Genomic DNA, 13,866 nt, shown 5'->3' on the forward strand with positions numbered 1-13,866 from the left:
GGCGACTCCGCCGCACCGCCGCGCCCACCCGCCCTCGGCGGGTGGGCGGGCGCGGCCGCCCCCGGCCGCGAGACCCCGCCCGGAGGGCGGGCGGGCACGGCACCGCCTGCGGCGACGCCGCAGCACGCACGGCCGCAGGCCGCCACCGCGCCGCGCAAGGCCACCCGCCGGGGCGGGTGGGTGGGCGCGGCACCGCACGGCCGCAGGCCGAAGGGCGGGCGGCACGGCACCGGAAGGGCCGCCCCCGTGCGGCGAAGCCGCAGACGGCTGGCCGCAGGCCGCCACCGCGCCGCGCGAGGCCACCCGCCGGGGCGGGTGGGTGGGCGCGGCACCGCACCGCACCGCACGGCCCGGCCACAGGCCGTCCCTCAGTCGGGAGGCGGTCGTCAGGTCGCCGGCCAGACGCCGCCCCACGGCGTGTCCCGCGCAGTGCGGTAGGCCGCGCCCTGGCGGCGGGTGACGGTCTCCCGCCGGAGGACGGCGCCGGCACCGGCACCGTCGCCGTCCGGTTCGCACAGGTCGAGCAGGACCTGGCCCTTGCGGAGCTGCGGGCGGCGGACCACCCGGGACGGGGCCGGCGTTGCCGGCGGCAGCCCGCACGTCGCCGCCACGTAGGAGAACTTCTCGTCCTCGTAGGGCAGCACCCCGCCCTTGACCCGCCGGTGCAGCGCCGAGCGGCCGACGCGGGCCGCGAAGTGGCACCAGTCGGCGCCCGGCTCGATGGGGCAGGCCGCGTCGTGCGGGCAGGGCGCGGCCACCCGCAGGCCGGCGGCGAGCAGCCGGTCGCGGGCGGCACGCACGCGCAGGTAGCCGTCGGGGGTGCCGGGCTCGACGACCAGGACGGCGGCGCCGGCGGCCGTGGCCGCCGCGTCCACCACCCCGTCGCGGGCGGTCTCGGGGAGCTCGCCGAGCAGGTAGGAGACGGTGACCAGGTCCGCCGCGGGGAGTTGGACGCCGGGCGCGAGCCGTTCGCGGCGCCACTCCACGCGGAACGCGGCGGCCGCCGCCAGCTCGCGGCCGAGCGCGAGCGCGGGCTCCGACCAGTCGACGACGACCGTCTCGCGGTCGCCGGGCCAGGCGTCGGCCGCCGCCCAGACCGCCGCGCCGGTGCCGCCGCCGAGGTCGAGGTGGCTGGCCGGGGCCCAGTCGGGGAGCCGCGCGGCGAGCTGGTCGAGCGCGGCGGCGATCGCCTGGTGGGTGGCCGGCATCCGGTAGGCGGCGTAGGCGACGGCGTCGGCCCGGTCCCGCAGGATGGGCGTCGCGGCGACGGTGCGCCCCCGGTAGCTGGCGATCAGCCGCTCGACGGCCGCCGCGGCCTGCCGTGGCGGCAGGCCGTCGAGCAGCCGGTCGAGGGCGGCGCCCAGGGGCGTGGTGGTGGGGCTGGTCACCGCCGCAGTGTAGGCACGGCGGCGGGGGCGGCGCGCCGCCACGGGCGGCACAGGAGCAGGAAGCAGGCCGCGGAGAGCAGCACCGAGGCGAGCTGGACGACGGCCATCGGGACGGCGGTGTCCTCGCCCGCGACGCCGACCAGCGGCGAGGCGACGGCGCCGACGAAGAACTGCGAGGCGCCGAGCAGGGCGGCGGCGGAGCCGGCCGCGTGCGGGGCCCGCTGCAGTCCCTCGGTGTTGGCGTTGGGCAGCACCAGCGGCATGGCGCCCATCAGGACGAAGAGCCCGGTGGCGACGGGCACCAGGCCGACGTCGCCGAAGACGCCGGTGGTCATCAGCAGCAGGGAGGTGGCGGCCAGCACCAGCAGCGCGTGTCCGACGGCCATGATCCGGTGCGTGGACACGCGGCCGACCAGGACCTTGCCGTTGACCTGGCTCATCACGACCAGGCCGACGGAGTTGACCATGAACAGCAGGCTGAAGGTCTGCGGGGAGGCGCCGTAGATCTCCTGGATGACGAAGGGGGAGGCGGCGACGTAGGCGAAGAGGCCGGCGAAGGTGAGGCCGCCGACCAGCAGGTGGCCGGTGAAGACGCGGTCCCGGAAGAGGCCGCCCATGGTGCGCAACGCGGCCGGCAGGCCGCCGCGTTCGCGGCGCTCGGCGGGGAGCGTCTCCGGCAGCCAGCGGGCCGCGACCAGGGTGAGCAGCAGCCCGGCGACGGCGAGGACGACGAAGATGCCGCGCCAGTCGGTGAACCGCATCAGCTGCCCGCCGAACACCGGGGCCAGGATGGGGGCGAGGCCGGAGATCAGCATCAGGGTGGAGAAGAAGCGGGCCATGGCGACGCCGTCGAACATGTCGCGGACGATGGCGCGCGCTATGACGACGCCGGCCGAGCCGGCGAGTCCCTGGACGAGGCGGAAGGCCGTGAGCGTCTCGACGTTGGGCGCGACGGCGCAGGCCACGGAGGCCAGGACGTAGCCGCTCATGCCGGCGAGCAGCGGCAGCCGGCGGCCGAGCTGGTCGCTCATCGGGCCGACGATCAGCTGCCCGAGGCCGAGGCCGAGGAGGCAGGCGGTCAGCGTGAGCTGGACGGTGGCGGCGCCGGTGCCGAGGCTGTCGGCGACCTCGGGGAGAGCGGGGAGGTAGGTGTCGATGGAGAGCGGGGTGAGGGCGGTGAGGCTGCCCAGGATGAGGGTGAGCAGCAGTCCGGCCCGCCTGCGGCGTGAGAGCTTCGGTGCTCCTTCGCCGGCGGTGGCGGGCCGGGGGATCTGGGTGGCGGTGTGGTCTTGGGCGGGTTCGGCCGTCGGGGATTGGCCGGGCTGAGTCATGCACCTCTCCGGTGATAGCGCTCGGAACAATCCGATCATCCCATGATTGGCCCGACCATCCCCGCTTCTTTTCCTCCCTCCGGGGGACCCCACGCGGTGCGTTTGGTCACACGCCCCGGCTCCGGACGCCGCCGCTCAGCGCCGCGCCACGCCGAGCAGGTGCGAACTGGCGGCCAGCAGCTCGGGATAGGGCTCCGCCATCCGGGCCGCGGCCAGCGCCGACTCGAACAGCGGCGTGCCGATCGCCGACTCCCCCGTGAACTGCTCCGTCGCTTTGAGCATCCCCCAGGTCGGCCCCTCGATCCCCAGCACCTCGGCGCCCTGGAACCCCGCCGCCGCGACCTCGCTCCGCAGCTCCTCCGCGCTGTGGAAGTACGCCTGGGTGAAGGACTTCTTCCCGTCATGGACCCGGGACTCGAGGATTCCCGCGATGCTCCGCCGGACGTCGTCCCGGTGCAGGTGCGCGAACGCCGTGTGCTCGAACAGTGAGGCATACCTGTTGATGCCGGCGGCGGCCAGGAGCCCTCCGCGTCGCAGTACGCGGAACGCCTCGGCGAGAGCCTGCCGCCGATCGCCCGCCTCGGTGAGGTGGTAGAGCGGACCGAGGAGCAGCACGACATCGAACGAGGCGTCGGCCGTGGTGAGTTCACGTGCGTCGCCCAGCTCGGTCGTACACCCGGCGATCCGCCGGGCCTGGTCGACGTGACGGGGCACCGGGTCGACCAGGTGCACGTCGTAACCGTCCGCGATCAGCCACCGCGCGTGCGTCCCGGGCCCACCGCCGACGTCGAGCACCCGCGCCGGGGCGTCGGGCAGGTAGCGGCGCAGCAACTCCTGGGTACGCAGCAGCTCCAGCATGCCGTCGGCCGACGACGACAAGCGGTCGGCCTCGGTGACCTTCGAGGTGTAGAACGCCATCACCTCGGGAGCAATCCGCGGAGCAGTCATGTGAGTCGGACTCCGTGGTTACCGGAGGTAGGTGCGCTGCCACTCGGCCGAGGACATGCCCTGGGCGGCGTTGGCGAGTGCGATGGCCGATGGCGTCTTGAGCTTCGCCCGTGTGCTGTCCACCCACTCCTGGGCGTTGCGGTAGCCCTGTTCCAGGTACTCAAGGCCCTGGATCATGCACTCCAGCTTGTCGGCGTCGTGAGCGACCAGCACTTCGAGGGAGTCGCCGTTCTCGTACTCGTCCACGATGGCCTGGATCCCGGCGGCCACGACCGGAGGGGCGTCGGCCACCTGGTCCGCCGTGACGTCCTCGTTCCTGGCCGCGGTGAGGTAGCGACGTCCGACCCACGGGATGTCGCCCACGCGCGTCTCCTGGGTGTCATGAAAGGTGCACAGCAGAGCCACCTTCGCCGGATCGGCGCCTTCGAGCATCGCCAGCACGGACCCGATGATCGCCGTGCGAAAGCTGTGCTCGGCGATCGTCTCCGGATCCTTCACACCCGCGATCCACCACCCGCTGCGCTTGCCGCGCTTGAGCGTCCCCATCTCCATGAGGTACGTGACCGCCCCCCGGGCGTGCTGCTCGTCCAACATGCGGCGTCCTCTCTGTGGATCAGGCTCTGGTCATTCGTAGACCGTAGTTCAACTGCTCCAGCTCCCGCCGGGCTCGCGACGACGCGCTGTCCGAGTCGAGCAGTCGTAGCACCCGACCAGCAAGGTCGGCGGTGAGGCGCGCGTCAACCGTCAGCAATGCCGGGTGCGCGGCAAGCAGGGCCCACACCGAGTGCACGTTCAGGTCGATACACGCCAAGCCGGGGTCGAGTCGACTGGCCATGGCCCGTAGCAGAGCGCTCGCATCCCACTGCCGCGAGGAACGGGAAGCCATGAAGCCGTCATCGGCCCGCGGAAGAGGGTCCAGTCCAAGCCAGTAGGCCCAGTAGTTCAAGTTGGCGGCTTCTCCGGCATCGTCCCGCATGCCGTGGTCGATGAAGGCCCAGAGCACATCCTGTTCCCCGTGCCTCGTCAGGGAGGTGGCGATCGACCGTGCGTCCGACCACTCCAGGGGCGAGGTGAAGGTGAACCGCATCGGTTTGCGCATGTGGCCGACCCAGGCGTGGGTGTCTGGGGCGCTGTCATAGCTGCACAGGTAGACGGCCTGTCGCCGGAGTAGGGCTCCGTCTTGGCCGAGCCTTTCGGCTTCCTCGGCGCACCGCCTGAGGTGGCTGAACGCAGCCTGACGCTCCGCTGCCGGCAGGAGCGGGGAATCGGGGGTCGGCCCTCGCCGACGCGGCGTTTCGGGAGGGTTTTGCGGAAGCGCCGCCGGGGGCGCCCCCGTGAGTGCCCAGGCGATCATGTGGGCGGCAGTTCGGGTGTACACCCACTGGGCGAGGGGATGGTGCTCAACGCTCTGCCGCGAGGGCACCGGGTTCTCCAGCGCGTGGGTGATGACCGCGTCCGCCTGACCAGCGGCCTCCAGAAGCACCACGAGTTCGGGATCGGCGCCGCACTTCAGAAGTCGTCGGCGGATGGTCTGAAACTGCGCGACGGAGATGGCCGACAGGGGGCGTCGGCCAGATTCCCAGCCCTGCATGGTCGTGATGTCCACGCCCAGCAGCTCGGCGAGGTGACGCTGGGTCGACGGCACGCGTTCCCGAATGATCTTCAGCAGGTACCCGCTGACACCCCCGGCCTGCCTGCGGACACGGGAACCCTGACCACCGGTATGGGTTCCGCGACGGGGCGGGGACTGAGCTGAGGCCATGGTCCACCTTCCGGTGCCTGCGCCATGCGCAACTTGTACTCTGCGTCAGTTTTTTGGGTCCGCTGGTCACCGTAGGTTGAGAACCTGCCGAACCGCCACGTCGGACAACGCACAGCATAGTCGCCCAGAGCGACGACCCGACTGCGTTCGCGTTACTCGGTAACCGCCCCGGGAGGTGTCCCATGACCGTCGTCATCGTGCAAGGCGCCGAGGGTGATGAGGAGTACACCTGGGAGATAACGGCTCTCGCGCAGGACGTCGAGCGGTGGTGTCGCGTGGCCGCGGAGGCGGTGGCGAAGGTCGGAGGCGCCCCGGACGCCGTGATGCCGGCCTGGGTAGGTGTCTCGGAGTTGCTGCGCGACGTGCTCAAGCACGTCGCGCACGACCCGCGCTGTCGGCTCCTGGTGGCCCATGAAGGCGACGGCTCCCGCTTCACGGTACGCGCCACCACCGCCCACTCCGAGGACGCCGTCACCGTGGTGACCGGCCGGGAGGGGCCCGTCGAGCCGAATGTGCCCGTGACGTGCTCGTACTGTCACCACCCTGTCGTCGTGAACGCCGACCACGCCACCACCTGCCTGTGGAAACGCGGGAAGGCGCCGACGCGGTGACCGTCAGCGTCACCCTGCGCTGGGGCCGCCACGAGCTGATGGGCCAACTGGTCACCGACCCCACAACCGGCCGTGTCGGCCGGCTGGACGGGGTGCTGGAACACGTGGCTCGCGGCACCGGGCGGGTCCTGCGTGTCGAGGCACACCTGCGGCCAGTCGACGGCAGCGGCGTGGAGTGGACCGCTGACGCGGGCGCCCTCGTGGCGATTGCCGATTCCTCCTGACCACCCGCCGCCTGGCGGAAGGGCCCGCCTGGCTTCAGGGTGTGGACCATGAGCCGATGCGACGAGTCGCCGAGTTCCGCGAGGTGTTCGACGGGGAGACCGAGGCCGGACGTTCCGAACTGGCTGAGCATCGCCGGACGTTGTTGGTCGAGGAGGCGCGCGAGGCCGCCGAGGCCCTCACCGGCCTCGCCACGGCCCTGCGGTCCGGCGGCGGGCTCGTCGAGTGGCCGCCGGCCGGTTCCTGAGCGCCCCGCCGGGACCGACACGCAACCGGGAGGTGCCCGTGTACAACCATGAACCCGCCGACTACCACTGCCCGTTCTGCCACCTCACCCCGGACCGGGAACCCGACGTGGTCTACCGCGACGAGCGCGTCTTCGCGCTGGTCTGCCCCCGCTGGTGGCCGCGGAACGCGGGCCATCTGCTGGTCATCCCCGTCGCCCATCACGAGAACCTCTACGACCTGCCCGCCGCCGACGGCCACGCGGTCTTCGACGCCACCCGCGTACTCGCCCGCGCCATGCGCACCGCCTACGGCTGCGCCGGGGTCTCCACCCGCCAGCACAACGAGCCGGCCGGCGACCAAACGGTCTGGCACTTCCACCAGCATCTCTTCCCCCGCTACCCGGGCGACGACCTCTACGGCACGCCCCCGCAGCCCGACTGGCTCCCCGCCGACCGCCGTCGCGCCTACGCGGAACGGCTGCGCGCCGCGCTCACCCCCCGGTGACGCCCCGGCCCGCCGCCGGAGGTGGCGGGCCGGGCGTCGCCCGGACTACGCGGGCCGCAGGCCGGGGTCGCCGGCGCGCGAGGTGAACGTGGCGGCGGTGAGGACCCCGGCGCCCGGGGTGGTGACGGTGGGCACCACCCGGTACTCGGCGGTCAGTTGGCGGCTGTCCAGGGTGAGCACCACGTACCCGCGGCGGCCGTCGTAGAAGCGCAGGTGCGGGTTGGCGCCGGTCAGGGCCGGCCAGTTGGCCGGTCGTTCCGAGCCGTTGCCGCCGCTGGAGATCGAGCTGGTGACCAGCTCGACGCCCAGGGTGCGGGAGGCCGGGTCGTCCCAGTCCGCCTTGAGGTCGAAGGCGTAGTGGACGTGCACGTCCCCGGTCAGCACCACCAGGTTGTCCACGCCGGCGTCGCGGGCGGCGGTCAGGAAGCGCTCGCGGGCGGCCGGGTAGCCGTCCCAGGCGTCCATCGACAGCGGCCACGGGCCCTCGACCCGGTTGCGGCGGCGGGCCAGCACCACCTGCTGCGGCACCAGGTTCCACACCGCGCGCGAGCGGCGCCAGCCGTCGGCCAGCCAGCGCTCCTGGCTGGCGCCGAGCAGCGTGCGCCCGGGCACCGCGACCTCGTCGGTCGGGACCTGCCAGCCGTCGCCGAGCGCCTGGTCGTCCCGGTACTGGCGGGAGTCGAGGATGTCCAGCTGGGCGAGGCGGCCGTAGTCGAGCCGCCGGTGGAGCCGGGCGTCGGGGCCGTGCGGCAGTTGGGCGCGGCGCAGCGGCATGTTCTCGTAGTAGGCGCGGTACGCGGCGGCGCGGCGGACCAGGAACTCCTCGGGCGGCACGCTGTTCTCGGGGATCGAGCCGGCGTAGTTGTTCTCCACCTCGTGGTCGTCCCAGGTGACGACGAACGGGTGCGCGGCGTGCGCGGCCCTGAGGTCCGGGTCGCGGTGGTAGAGGGCGTAGCGCAGCCGGTAGTCCTCCAGGGTGACGGTCTCCCGGTTGACTGCGGCGGGCAGCGCGTCGGGGCCGGTGTAACCGCGGGCGCCGGCGGCCGAGTTGACCGGGTACTCGTAGAGGTAGTCGCCGAGGTGCAGGACGGCGTCGATGTTCTCCTCGCGGGCCAGGTGGCCGTAGGCGGTGAAGTAGCCCTGGTCGTAGCGCTGGCAGGAGACCAGCGCGAAGCGCAGCGACTCGGCGTGGGCGCCGGGGGCCGGCGCGGTCCTGGTGCGGCCGGTGGGGCTGGTCCAGCGGCCGACGTGGAAGCGGTAGTGGTACGTGGTGGCGGGGCGCAGCCCGTCGGCCTCGACGTGCACGGCGTGGTGGAACTCGGGGTGGGCGTCGGCCCGGCCGGTCCGCTCGATCCGACGGAACGCCTCGTCCCTGGCGATCTCCCAGCGCACGGTGACCGGTTGGGCCGGCAGCCCGCTGTCGACGGCGAACGGCTCGGGCGCGAGTCTCGTCCACAGCACCACCGAGTCGTGGCGCGGATCCCCCGAGGCGACGCCGAGGGTGAAGGGGTCGACGGTCAGCGCCTCCGGGGCCAGCGGTTCCGCGGCCTGGGCGGCGTTGGGCAGGTTGGTGGAGAAGGCGATGGCCGCGGCGGCGCCGGTGACGGTCAGGAAGCGGCGTCGGTCGAGGAGCCGGGCCGCGGCGCGCAGCGCGTCCGTGGGAGAGGACTCGGGAGAGCGGGTGGGAGAGGAGGAGTGCGTCATATCGTCGAGTGCAGCGAAGCCGACCGTCCGCCGGCCATCCCGCGTCCGTCGCGCACATGGCGTTTCCATGACAATCCGGCCGGCCGGAATAGCCGCGGTGGGCCGCGAGTTGAACGCCGCATGACCAACGATCCCGAGGTGCTGCGCTACGCCGCCTTCACGACCGACCCCGAGGGCGGCAACCCGGCGGGCGTGGTGCTGGACGCCACCGGCCTGTCCGACGCGGCCCTGCAGGACATCGCGACCTCCGTGGGCTATTCGGAGACCGCGTTCCTCACCCCGACCGGCGAGGCCGGCCGGTACGCGGTGCGCTACTTCAGCCCGCTGGCCGAGGTGCCGTTCTGCGGGCACGCCACGGTCGCCACCGCGGTGGCGCTGGCCGAGCGGCTCGGCCCCGGCGAACTGACGTTCCACACGCCCGTCGGCGAGATTCCGGTCGTGGTGCGGCCGGGCGACGACGGGCCAGCGGCGACGCTCTCCAGCGTCGAACCGCACCAGGAGCCGGTCGCCGCCGCCGACCTGGCCGAGGCGCTGGCCGCGCTCGACTGGTCGGCCGACGAGCTCGACCCCGCCCTGCCGCCGGTGATCGCGTTCGCCGGCGCCCGGCACCTGGTGCTCGCGGCGGCCGGCCGCAAGCGGCTGGCCGCCCTCGACTACGACTTCGACCGGCTGAAGTCCCTGATGCTGCGCCTGGACCTCACGACGCTACAGCTCGTGTGGCGGGAGTCGCCCACCGTGTTCCACGTGCGCGACCCGTTCCCCGTGGGCGGGGTCGTGGAGGATCCGGCGACCGGCGCCGCGGCCGCCGCGCTCGGCGGCTACCTGCGGGAACTCGGCCTGGTCGAGCCGGCGGCGGTCCTCACCCTGCACCAGGGCCACGACCTCGGCCGGCCGTCCCTGCTGACGGTCGAACTGCGCGCCGGCGACCCCCGCGTCCACGTCTCGGGCACGGCGGTCCGCATCCCGGACGGGACGGCGTAGCGGGCGCGCGGCGCCTCACACGCGCAGCCGCGTCACCCGTTCGTGGGTGTGCGCCTCGATGTCCTGCACCGTGGTGTGCAGCAACTGGTGCGACAGCTCGGAGAGCGCCCGCGCCACCGCCAGCTCGCGCCCGATGTCGGGCACGTTCTCGTCGGCGGGATGCGCGCGGGCCACGCCCTCGGTGACCAGCACGACGTCCGGTCGGTCCTCCAGGCGCGCCTCGGCGCGCGTCATCCGCCCGCCGTCGTCGCTCGAGTCGATGGACAGGCGCACGTTCCAGGTCTCCTCGTGTGCCATGATCGGCCTCCCTGGTGAGCATCGGGAACGTCTGAGGAGTGCTCGGGCATTCGCCCTTCTTCCATGGTCGCTCTCGCTCGCCGCCACTGCACACCCCCTGGTCGGGGCCCCGTGCCGGGCTGGGGCCCGGGTGCTGGCAAGCTGGGGGCTGGGGGAAGCCGGGCCGTACGACAGACCAGGTGGACCGATGCCGGAGCGAACGACAGCAGGACCCAGCGGCGGCGAGGCACCCGCCCGATGGGCGGTGGCCCTGCGCCGCACCCCGGTGTCGATGTGGCGGGACGACATCGACCACTGGGCGGCGGCGCTCACCTACTACTCGGTGCTCGCCGTCTTCCCCACCCTCTTCGTGGCCCTGTCGGTCATCGGGATCATCGACTACCAGGTGGCGCAGGAGCTGCTGTGGCAGTTCAGCGCGCTGGTCCCGGCCGGATCCCGGGGGGACGTGGTGGGCGCGCTGCACGACCTGGCCGACCAGCGCTCGGCGGCCTGGGTGGTGACGGTGGTGGGCGCGGTCAGCGCGCTGGTCTCCGCCTACAACTACCTGGCCATCTTCCGCCGGGTGCAGCACGCGATGCACGGCGTGACCGACCACCGCGCACCGTGGCGGACCATCCCCCGCACCATGCTGTCCGCCCTCGGGCTGCTCGCCCTGCTCGTCGGCAGCGCCACGGTGCTGGTGCTCACCGGCGGCGCGGTGCGCGTGATCGGGCGGCTCCTCGGGCCGGGGGAGGCGGGCAGCACGGCGTGGGAGCTGCTGAAGTGGCCGCTGCTCGTGCTGCTGGTGACGGGCCTGGTGCTGGTGCTCTTCCGCACCGGCCCGGCGGGCGCCCGGGTGCCGGCCAGGGGCGTGCCGGGCGGGGCGCTGGCGGTGCTGCTGTGGCTGGTGACCTCGGCCGCGTTCGCGCTGTACGCCTCGGGGGTCGGCACCTACGACCGGCTCTACGGCTCGCTGGCCGGGATCATCGTCTTCCTGGTGTGGCTGTGGGTGTCCAACCTGAGCCTGCTCGCCGGGGCCCAGTTCAACGCGGAGCTGGCCCGGCTCACGCCTCCGCCGGCGCCGCCGCGCCCGGCCGTGCCGCCGCTGCCGGCGTACCCGCCGGCCGCCGGCCGGGCGCCGGTGCCCGCCAGGCCCACGACCGGGAAGGACGACCTGCCGTGACCCGGCCGCCCGTGCCGATCGACGACCTCGACCGGAAGATCGTCGCCGCGCTGATCGCCAACGCCCGGACCAGCTTCGCGGAGATCGGCGCGGCCATCGGCCTGTCGGCGCCGGCCGTCAAGCGCCGCGTCGACCGGATGCGGGAGGCCGGCGTGATCACCGGCTTCACCGCGACCGTGCTGCCCGGCGCGCTCGGCTGGCGCACCGAGGCGTATGTCGAGGTCTACTGCGACAGCGCCGCCCCGCCGCGCCGGCTGGCCGAGGTGGTGCGCGACTACCCGGAGATCACCGCGGCGATGACCGTCACCGGCGGCGCGGACGCGTTGCTGCACATCAGGGCCACCGACATCGAGCACTTCGAGCGGGTGCTGGAGCGGATCAGGGCCGAGCCGTTCATCCGCAAGACGATCAGCCAGATCGTCCTCTCCCACCTGATCGCCAACTCCCCCGAGGCCGGAGCCAGCCCGAGCCCCCCTCCCGCGCAATGAATCGCCGCCTGGCGGCCTGACGACGCAACGGTCTTGCGCACACGCGCAAGTGCCGTTTCTTGTCGCCCACATCCTCCCGTTTCTACCGTCAAAGGGAAGAACCGAGAGGAGAGTCGCCAGTGCCAGGCAAGCTCGCCCGCCCGCGGCGCTACCTGATGTGCGAGCCGCGCCACTTCGACGTGGCCTACGCCATCAACCCCTGGATGGACCCGACGGGCACCGTCGACCGGTCCCTCGCCCAGGCCCAGTGGACCGCGCTGGTCGACGCGTACCGCGCGCACGGCCACACCGTGGAGACGATCGCCCCGGTGCCCGGGCTGCCGGACATGGTGTTCGCCGCCAACTCGGCGCTGGTGGTGGCCGGTCGGATGCTGGGCGCCAGGTTCCACGCCCCGCAGCGACAGCCCGAGTCCGGCGCCTACCGGACCTGGTACAAGGACGCCGGCTACCAGGTCCACGAGCCCACCGAGGTCTGCGAGGGCGAGGGCGACCTGGTCCCGGTCCGCGGCCTGGTGCTGGCCGGCACCGGCTTCCGCACCACCCGGGCCGCCCACGAGGAGGTGCGGCGGCACTTCGGCCTCCCGGTGGTCACGCTGCCGCTGATCGACCCGCGCTTCTACCACCTGGACACCGCGCTGTTCGCGCTGGACGACGGCCCCGAGGGGAACATCGCCTACTACCCGGGCGCCTTCTCCGCCGAGGCCCGGGCCACGCTGGCCGAGCTGTTCCCCGACGCGCTGCTCGCCACCCGCGAGGACGCGCTCGCCTTCGGCCTCAACTCGGTCTCCGACGGCCGCCACGTCTTCGTCGCGCCCCAGGCCACCGGCCTCGTCGGCCGCCTCGCCGAGCGCGGCTACGTCCCCGTCCCCGTCGACCTGTCGGAGATCCACAAGGCCGGCGGGGGCATCAAGTGCTGCACCCAGGAGCTCCGGCCATGACGAACCCCGCCCGCCACGCCCACCGTTCCTCCACCGAGCTGATCCGCGCCGAGGAGACCACGCTCGCCCACAACTACCACCCGCTGCCCGTCGTCGTGGCCCGCGCCGAGGGCGCATGGGTCGAGGACGTCGAGGGCCGCCGCTACCTCGACATGCTGGCCGGCTACTCGGCCCTCAACTTCGGCCACCGCCACCCGGCGCTGATCGAGGCCGCGCACCGCCAGCTCGACCGGCTCACCCTCACCTCGCGCGCCTTCCACAACGACCGGCTCGCCGACTTCGCCGAGGGCCTCGCCGAACTCACCGGGCTCGACCTGACCCTGCCGATGAACACCGGCGCCGAGGCCGTGGAGAGCGCCGTCAAGGTGGCCCGCCGCTGGGCCTACCGGGTGCGGGGCGTGGCCCCCGACCGGGCCACCGTCGTGGTCGCGGCCGGCAACTTCCACGGCCGCACCACCACCGTCGTCGGCTTCTCCGACGACCCGGACGCCAGGGACGGCTTCGGCCCGTTCACCCCCGGCTTCCGCACCGTCCCCTACAACGACCTGCCGGCGCTGGCCGCCGCGATCGACGAGACCACGGCCGCCGTGCTGATCGAACCCATCCAGGGCGAGGCCGGCGTCATCATCCCGGACGACGGCTACCTCGCCGGCGTCCGCGAACTGACCAGCCGCGCCGGCGTGTTGTGGATCGCCGACGAGATCCAGTCCGGCCTCGGCCGCACCGGCCGCACGCTGGCCGTCGAGCACGAGGGCGTCCTGCCCGACCTGCTGCTGCTCGGCAAGGCGCTGGGCGGCGGCATCGTCCCGGTCTCCGCGGTCGTCGGCCGGCGGGACGTCCTCGGCGTCCTCACCCCCGGCAGCCACGGCTCCACCTTCGGCGGCAACCCGCTGGCGGCGGCCGTCGGCTCCGCCGTGCTCGACCTGCTGCGCACCGGCACCTACCAGCGCCGCGCCACCGAACTCGGCCGGATCCTGGACGCCGGCCTCTCCGCCCTGGTCGGCGAGGGTGTCCTCGCCTACCGCTGTCGCGGCCTGTGGGCCGGCGTCGACATCGACCCCACCATCGGCACCGGCCGCGAGATCGGCGAACGCCTGCTGCGCGAGGGCGTCCTGGTCAAGGACACCCACGGCTCCACGATCCGGCTCGCGCCACCGCTGACCATCACGGAGGACGAACTCACCACGGCGATCGAGACTTTGGCCAAGACGCTGGCCCGCGAAGCGGGCCATAGGCCCGCGTAGCACGGCGGGCGGTGCGGATCCGCGACCCGGCCGCTTCACGGGTTTTTCCCCACCCACC

The 13,866-nt window shown here is 73.5% G+C and carries 16 protein-coding genes; 9 read left to right on the forward strand and 7 right to left on the reverse strand.

Annotated features, from left to right (window positions below):
- Positions 1 to 386: 386 nt before the first annotated feature.
- The 5 genes from RNC47_RS34085 to RNC47_RS34105 form a co-directional block, all read right to left on the reverse strand.
- Positions 387 to 1,388 (reverse strand): small ribosomal subunit Rsm22 family protein, encoded by a 1,002-nt coding sequence (locus RNC47_RS34085; protein ID WP_311604510.1) that lies wholly within the window; start codon positions 1,386 to 1,388, stop codon positions 387 to 389.
- Positions 1,385 to 2,719 (reverse strand): Bcr/CflA family multidrug efflux MFS transporter, encoded by a 1,335-nt coding sequence (locus RNC47_RS34090; protein WP_311604512.1) that lies wholly within the window; start codon positions 2,717 to 2,719, stop codon positions 1,385 to 1,387. Before RNC47_RS34090 ends, RNC47_RS34085 begins: the two co-directional genes overlap by 4 nt.
- Positions 2,720 to 2,854: 135 nt before the next feature.
- On the reverse strand, positions 2,855 to 3,667 hold the full coding sequence (locus tag RNC47_RS34095; RefSeq protein ID WP_311604514.1) for a class I SAM-dependent methyltransferase: 813 nt from the start codon (positions 3,665 to 3,667) through the stop codon (positions 2,855 to 2,857).
- An 18-nt stretch (positions 3,668 to 3,685) separates the two neighbouring features.
- On the reverse strand, positions 3,686 to 4,261 hold the full coding sequence (locus RNC47_RS34100; RefSeq protein ID WP_311604515.1) for an HD domain-containing protein: 576 nt from the start codon (positions 4,259 to 4,261) through the stop codon (positions 3,686 to 3,688).
- 19 nt (positions 4,262 to 4,280) lie between these two features.
- Positions 4,281 to 5,312, reverse strand: coding sequence for a helix-turn-helix domain-containing protein (locus tag RNC47_RS34105; RefSeq protein ID WP_311604516.1), 1,032 nt, complete (start codon positions 5,310 to 5,312; stop codon positions 4,281 to 4,283).
- A gap of 299 nt (positions 5,313 to 5,611) precedes the next feature.
- On the opposite strand from RNC47_RS34105, the gene RNC47_RS34110 reads away from it, so the two are divergent.
- The 4 genes from RNC47_RS34110 to RNC47_RS34125 are packed head-to-tail and all read left to right on the forward strand — an operon-like array spanning position 5,612 to position 6,994.
- Positions 5,612 to 6,040 carry a hypothetical protein gene (locus RNC47_RS34110; RefSeq protein WP_311604518.1) on the forward strand — a complete coding sequence of 143 codons (429 nt, stop codon included), beginning with the start codon at positions 5,612 to 5,614 and terminating at the stop codon, positions 6,038 to 6,040.
- Positions 6,037 to 6,264 (forward strand): hypothetical protein, encoded by a 228-nt coding sequence (locus RNC47_RS34115; protein ID WP_311604519.1) that lies wholly within the window; start codon positions 6,037 to 6,039, stop codon positions 6,262 to 6,264. The genes RNC47_RS34110 and RNC47_RS34115 overlap by 4 nt, the downstream gene beginning before the upstream one ends.
- A 56-nt stretch (positions 6,265 to 6,320) precedes the next feature.
- Positions 6,321 to 6,509 (forward strand): hypothetical protein, encoded by a 189-nt coding sequence (locus tag RNC47_RS34120; RefSeq protein ID WP_311604521.1) that lies wholly within the window; start codon positions 6,321 to 6,323, stop codon positions 6,507 to 6,509.
- 38 nt (positions 6,510 to 6,547) lie between these two features.
- On the forward strand, positions 6,548 to 6,994 hold the full coding sequence (locus RNC47_RS34125) for an HIT family protein (protein ID WP_311604523.1): 447 nt from the start codon (positions 6,548 to 6,550) through the stop codon (positions 6,992 to 6,994).
- A 45-nt stretch (positions 6,995 to 7,039) separates the two neighbouring features.
- Here RNC47_RS34125 and RNC47_RS34130 read toward each other — a convergent pair whose 3' ends face one another.
- Positions 7,040 to 8,698: an alkaline phosphatase D family protein gene (locus RNC47_RS34130; protein ID WP_311604525.1), complete on the reverse strand. Its 1,659-nt coding sequence runs from the start codon at positions 8,696 to 8,698 to the stop codon at positions 7,040 to 7,042.
- 120 nt (positions 8,699 to 8,818) lie between these two features.
- Here RNC47_RS34130 and RNC47_RS34135 point away from each other — a divergent pair, with 120 nt between their 5' ends.
- Positions 8,819 to 9,679, forward strand: coding sequence for a PhzF family phenazine biosynthesis protein (locus RNC47_RS34135; protein WP_311604527.1), 861 nt, complete (start codon positions 8,819 to 8,821; stop codon positions 9,677 to 9,679).
- A 15-nt stretch (positions 9,680 to 9,694) separates the two neighbouring features.
- On the opposite strand, the gene RNC47_RS34140 is transcribed toward RNC47_RS34135, so the two are convergent.
- Positions 9,695 to 9,976 carry a dsRBD fold-containing protein gene (locus RNC47_RS34140; RefSeq protein WP_311604529.1) on the reverse strand — a complete coding sequence of 94 codons (282 nt, stop codon included), beginning with the start codon at positions 9,974 to 9,976 and terminating at the stop codon, positions 9,695 to 9,697.
- Positions 9,977 to 10,163: 187 nt separating this feature from the next.
- Here RNC47_RS34140 and RNC47_RS34145 point away from each other — a divergent pair, with 187 nt between their 5' ends.
- The 4 genes from RNC47_RS34145 to rocD all read left to right on the forward strand — a co-directional run bounded on the left by RNC47_RS34145 (position 10,164) and on the right by rocD (position 13,808).
- Positions 10,164 to 11,138, forward strand: coding sequence for a YihY/virulence factor BrkB family protein (locus tag RNC47_RS34145; RefSeq protein WP_311604531.1), 975 nt, complete (start codon positions 10,164 to 10,166; stop codon positions 11,136 to 11,138).
- Positions 11,135 to 11,626 carry an Lrp/AsnC family transcriptional regulator gene (locus tag RNC47_RS34150; RefSeq protein WP_311604533.1) on the forward strand — a complete coding sequence of 164 codons (492 nt, stop codon included), beginning with the start codon at positions 11,135 to 11,137 and terminating at the stop codon, positions 11,624 to 11,626. The genes RNC47_RS34145 and RNC47_RS34150 overlap by 4 nt, the downstream gene beginning before the upstream one ends.
- 155 nt (positions 11,627 to 11,781) lie before the next feature.
- Entirely contained in the window at positions 11,782 to 12,564 is a 783-nt protein-coding gene (gene ddaH, locus RNC47_RS34155; RefSeq protein WP_311604536.1) for a dimethylargininase, read from the forward strand.
- Complete coding sequence (rocD, locus tag RNC47_RS34160; protein ID WP_311604535.1) at positions 12,561 to 13,808, forward strand: ornithine--oxo-acid transaminase; 1,248 nt, start codon at positions 12,561 to 12,563, stop codon at positions 13,806 to 13,808. Before ddaH ends, rocD begins: the two co-directional genes overlap by 4 nt.
- Positions 13,809 to 13,866 lie beyond the last annotated feature (58 nt).

Origin of the sequence: Streptomyces millisiae, assembly GCF_031845425.1 — a bacterium.
Classification (GTDB): Bacteria; Actinomycetota; Actinomycetes; order Streptomycetales; family Streptomycetaceae; genus Streptomyces; species Streptomyces millisiae.

Coding starts and splice junctions, on each gene's coding strand:
- RNC47_RS34090 (WP_311604512.1), bottom strand. CDS start 2,719: ATGACTCAGCCCGGCCAATCCCCGACGGCCGAACCCGCCCAAGACCAC.
- RNC47_RS34095 (WP_311604514.1), bottom strand. CDS start 3,667: ATGACTGCTCCGCGGATTGCTCCCGAGGTGATGGCGTTCTACACCTCG.
- RNC47_RS34100 (WP_311604515.1), bottom strand. CDS start 4,261: ATGTTGGACGAGCAGCACGCCCGGGGGGCGGTCACGTACCTCATGGAG.
- RNC47_RS34110 (WP_311604518.1), top strand. CDS start 5,612: ATGACCGTCGTCATCGTGCAAGGCGCCGAGGGTGATGAGGAGTACACC.
- RNC47_RS34120 (WP_311604521.1), top strand. CDS start 6,321: ATGCGACGAGTCGCCGAGTTCCGCGAGGTGTTCGACGGGGAGACCGAG.
- RNC47_RS34130 (WP_311604525.1), bottom strand. CDS start 8,698: ATGACGCACTCCTCCTCTCCCACCCGCTCTCCCGAGTCCTCTCCCACG.
- RNC47_RS34135 (WP_311604527.1), top strand. CDS start 8,819: ATGACCAACGATCCCGAGGTGCTGCGCTACGCCGCCTTCACGACCGAC.
- RNC47_RS34140 (WP_311604529.1), bottom strand. CDS start 9,976: ATGGCACACGAGGAGACCTGGAACGTGCGCCTGTCCATCGACTCGAGC.
- RNC47_RS34145 (WP_311604531.1), top strand. CDS start 10,164: ATGCCGGAGCGAACGACAGCAGGACCCAGCGGCGGCGAGGCACCCGCC.
- ddaH (WP_311604536.1), top strand. CDS start 11,782: ATGTGCGAGCCGCGCCACTTCGACGTGGCCTACGCCATCAACCCCTGG.
- rocD (WP_311604535.1), top strand. CDS start 12,561: ATGACGAACCCCGCCCGCCACGCCCACCGTTCCTCCACCGAGCTGATC.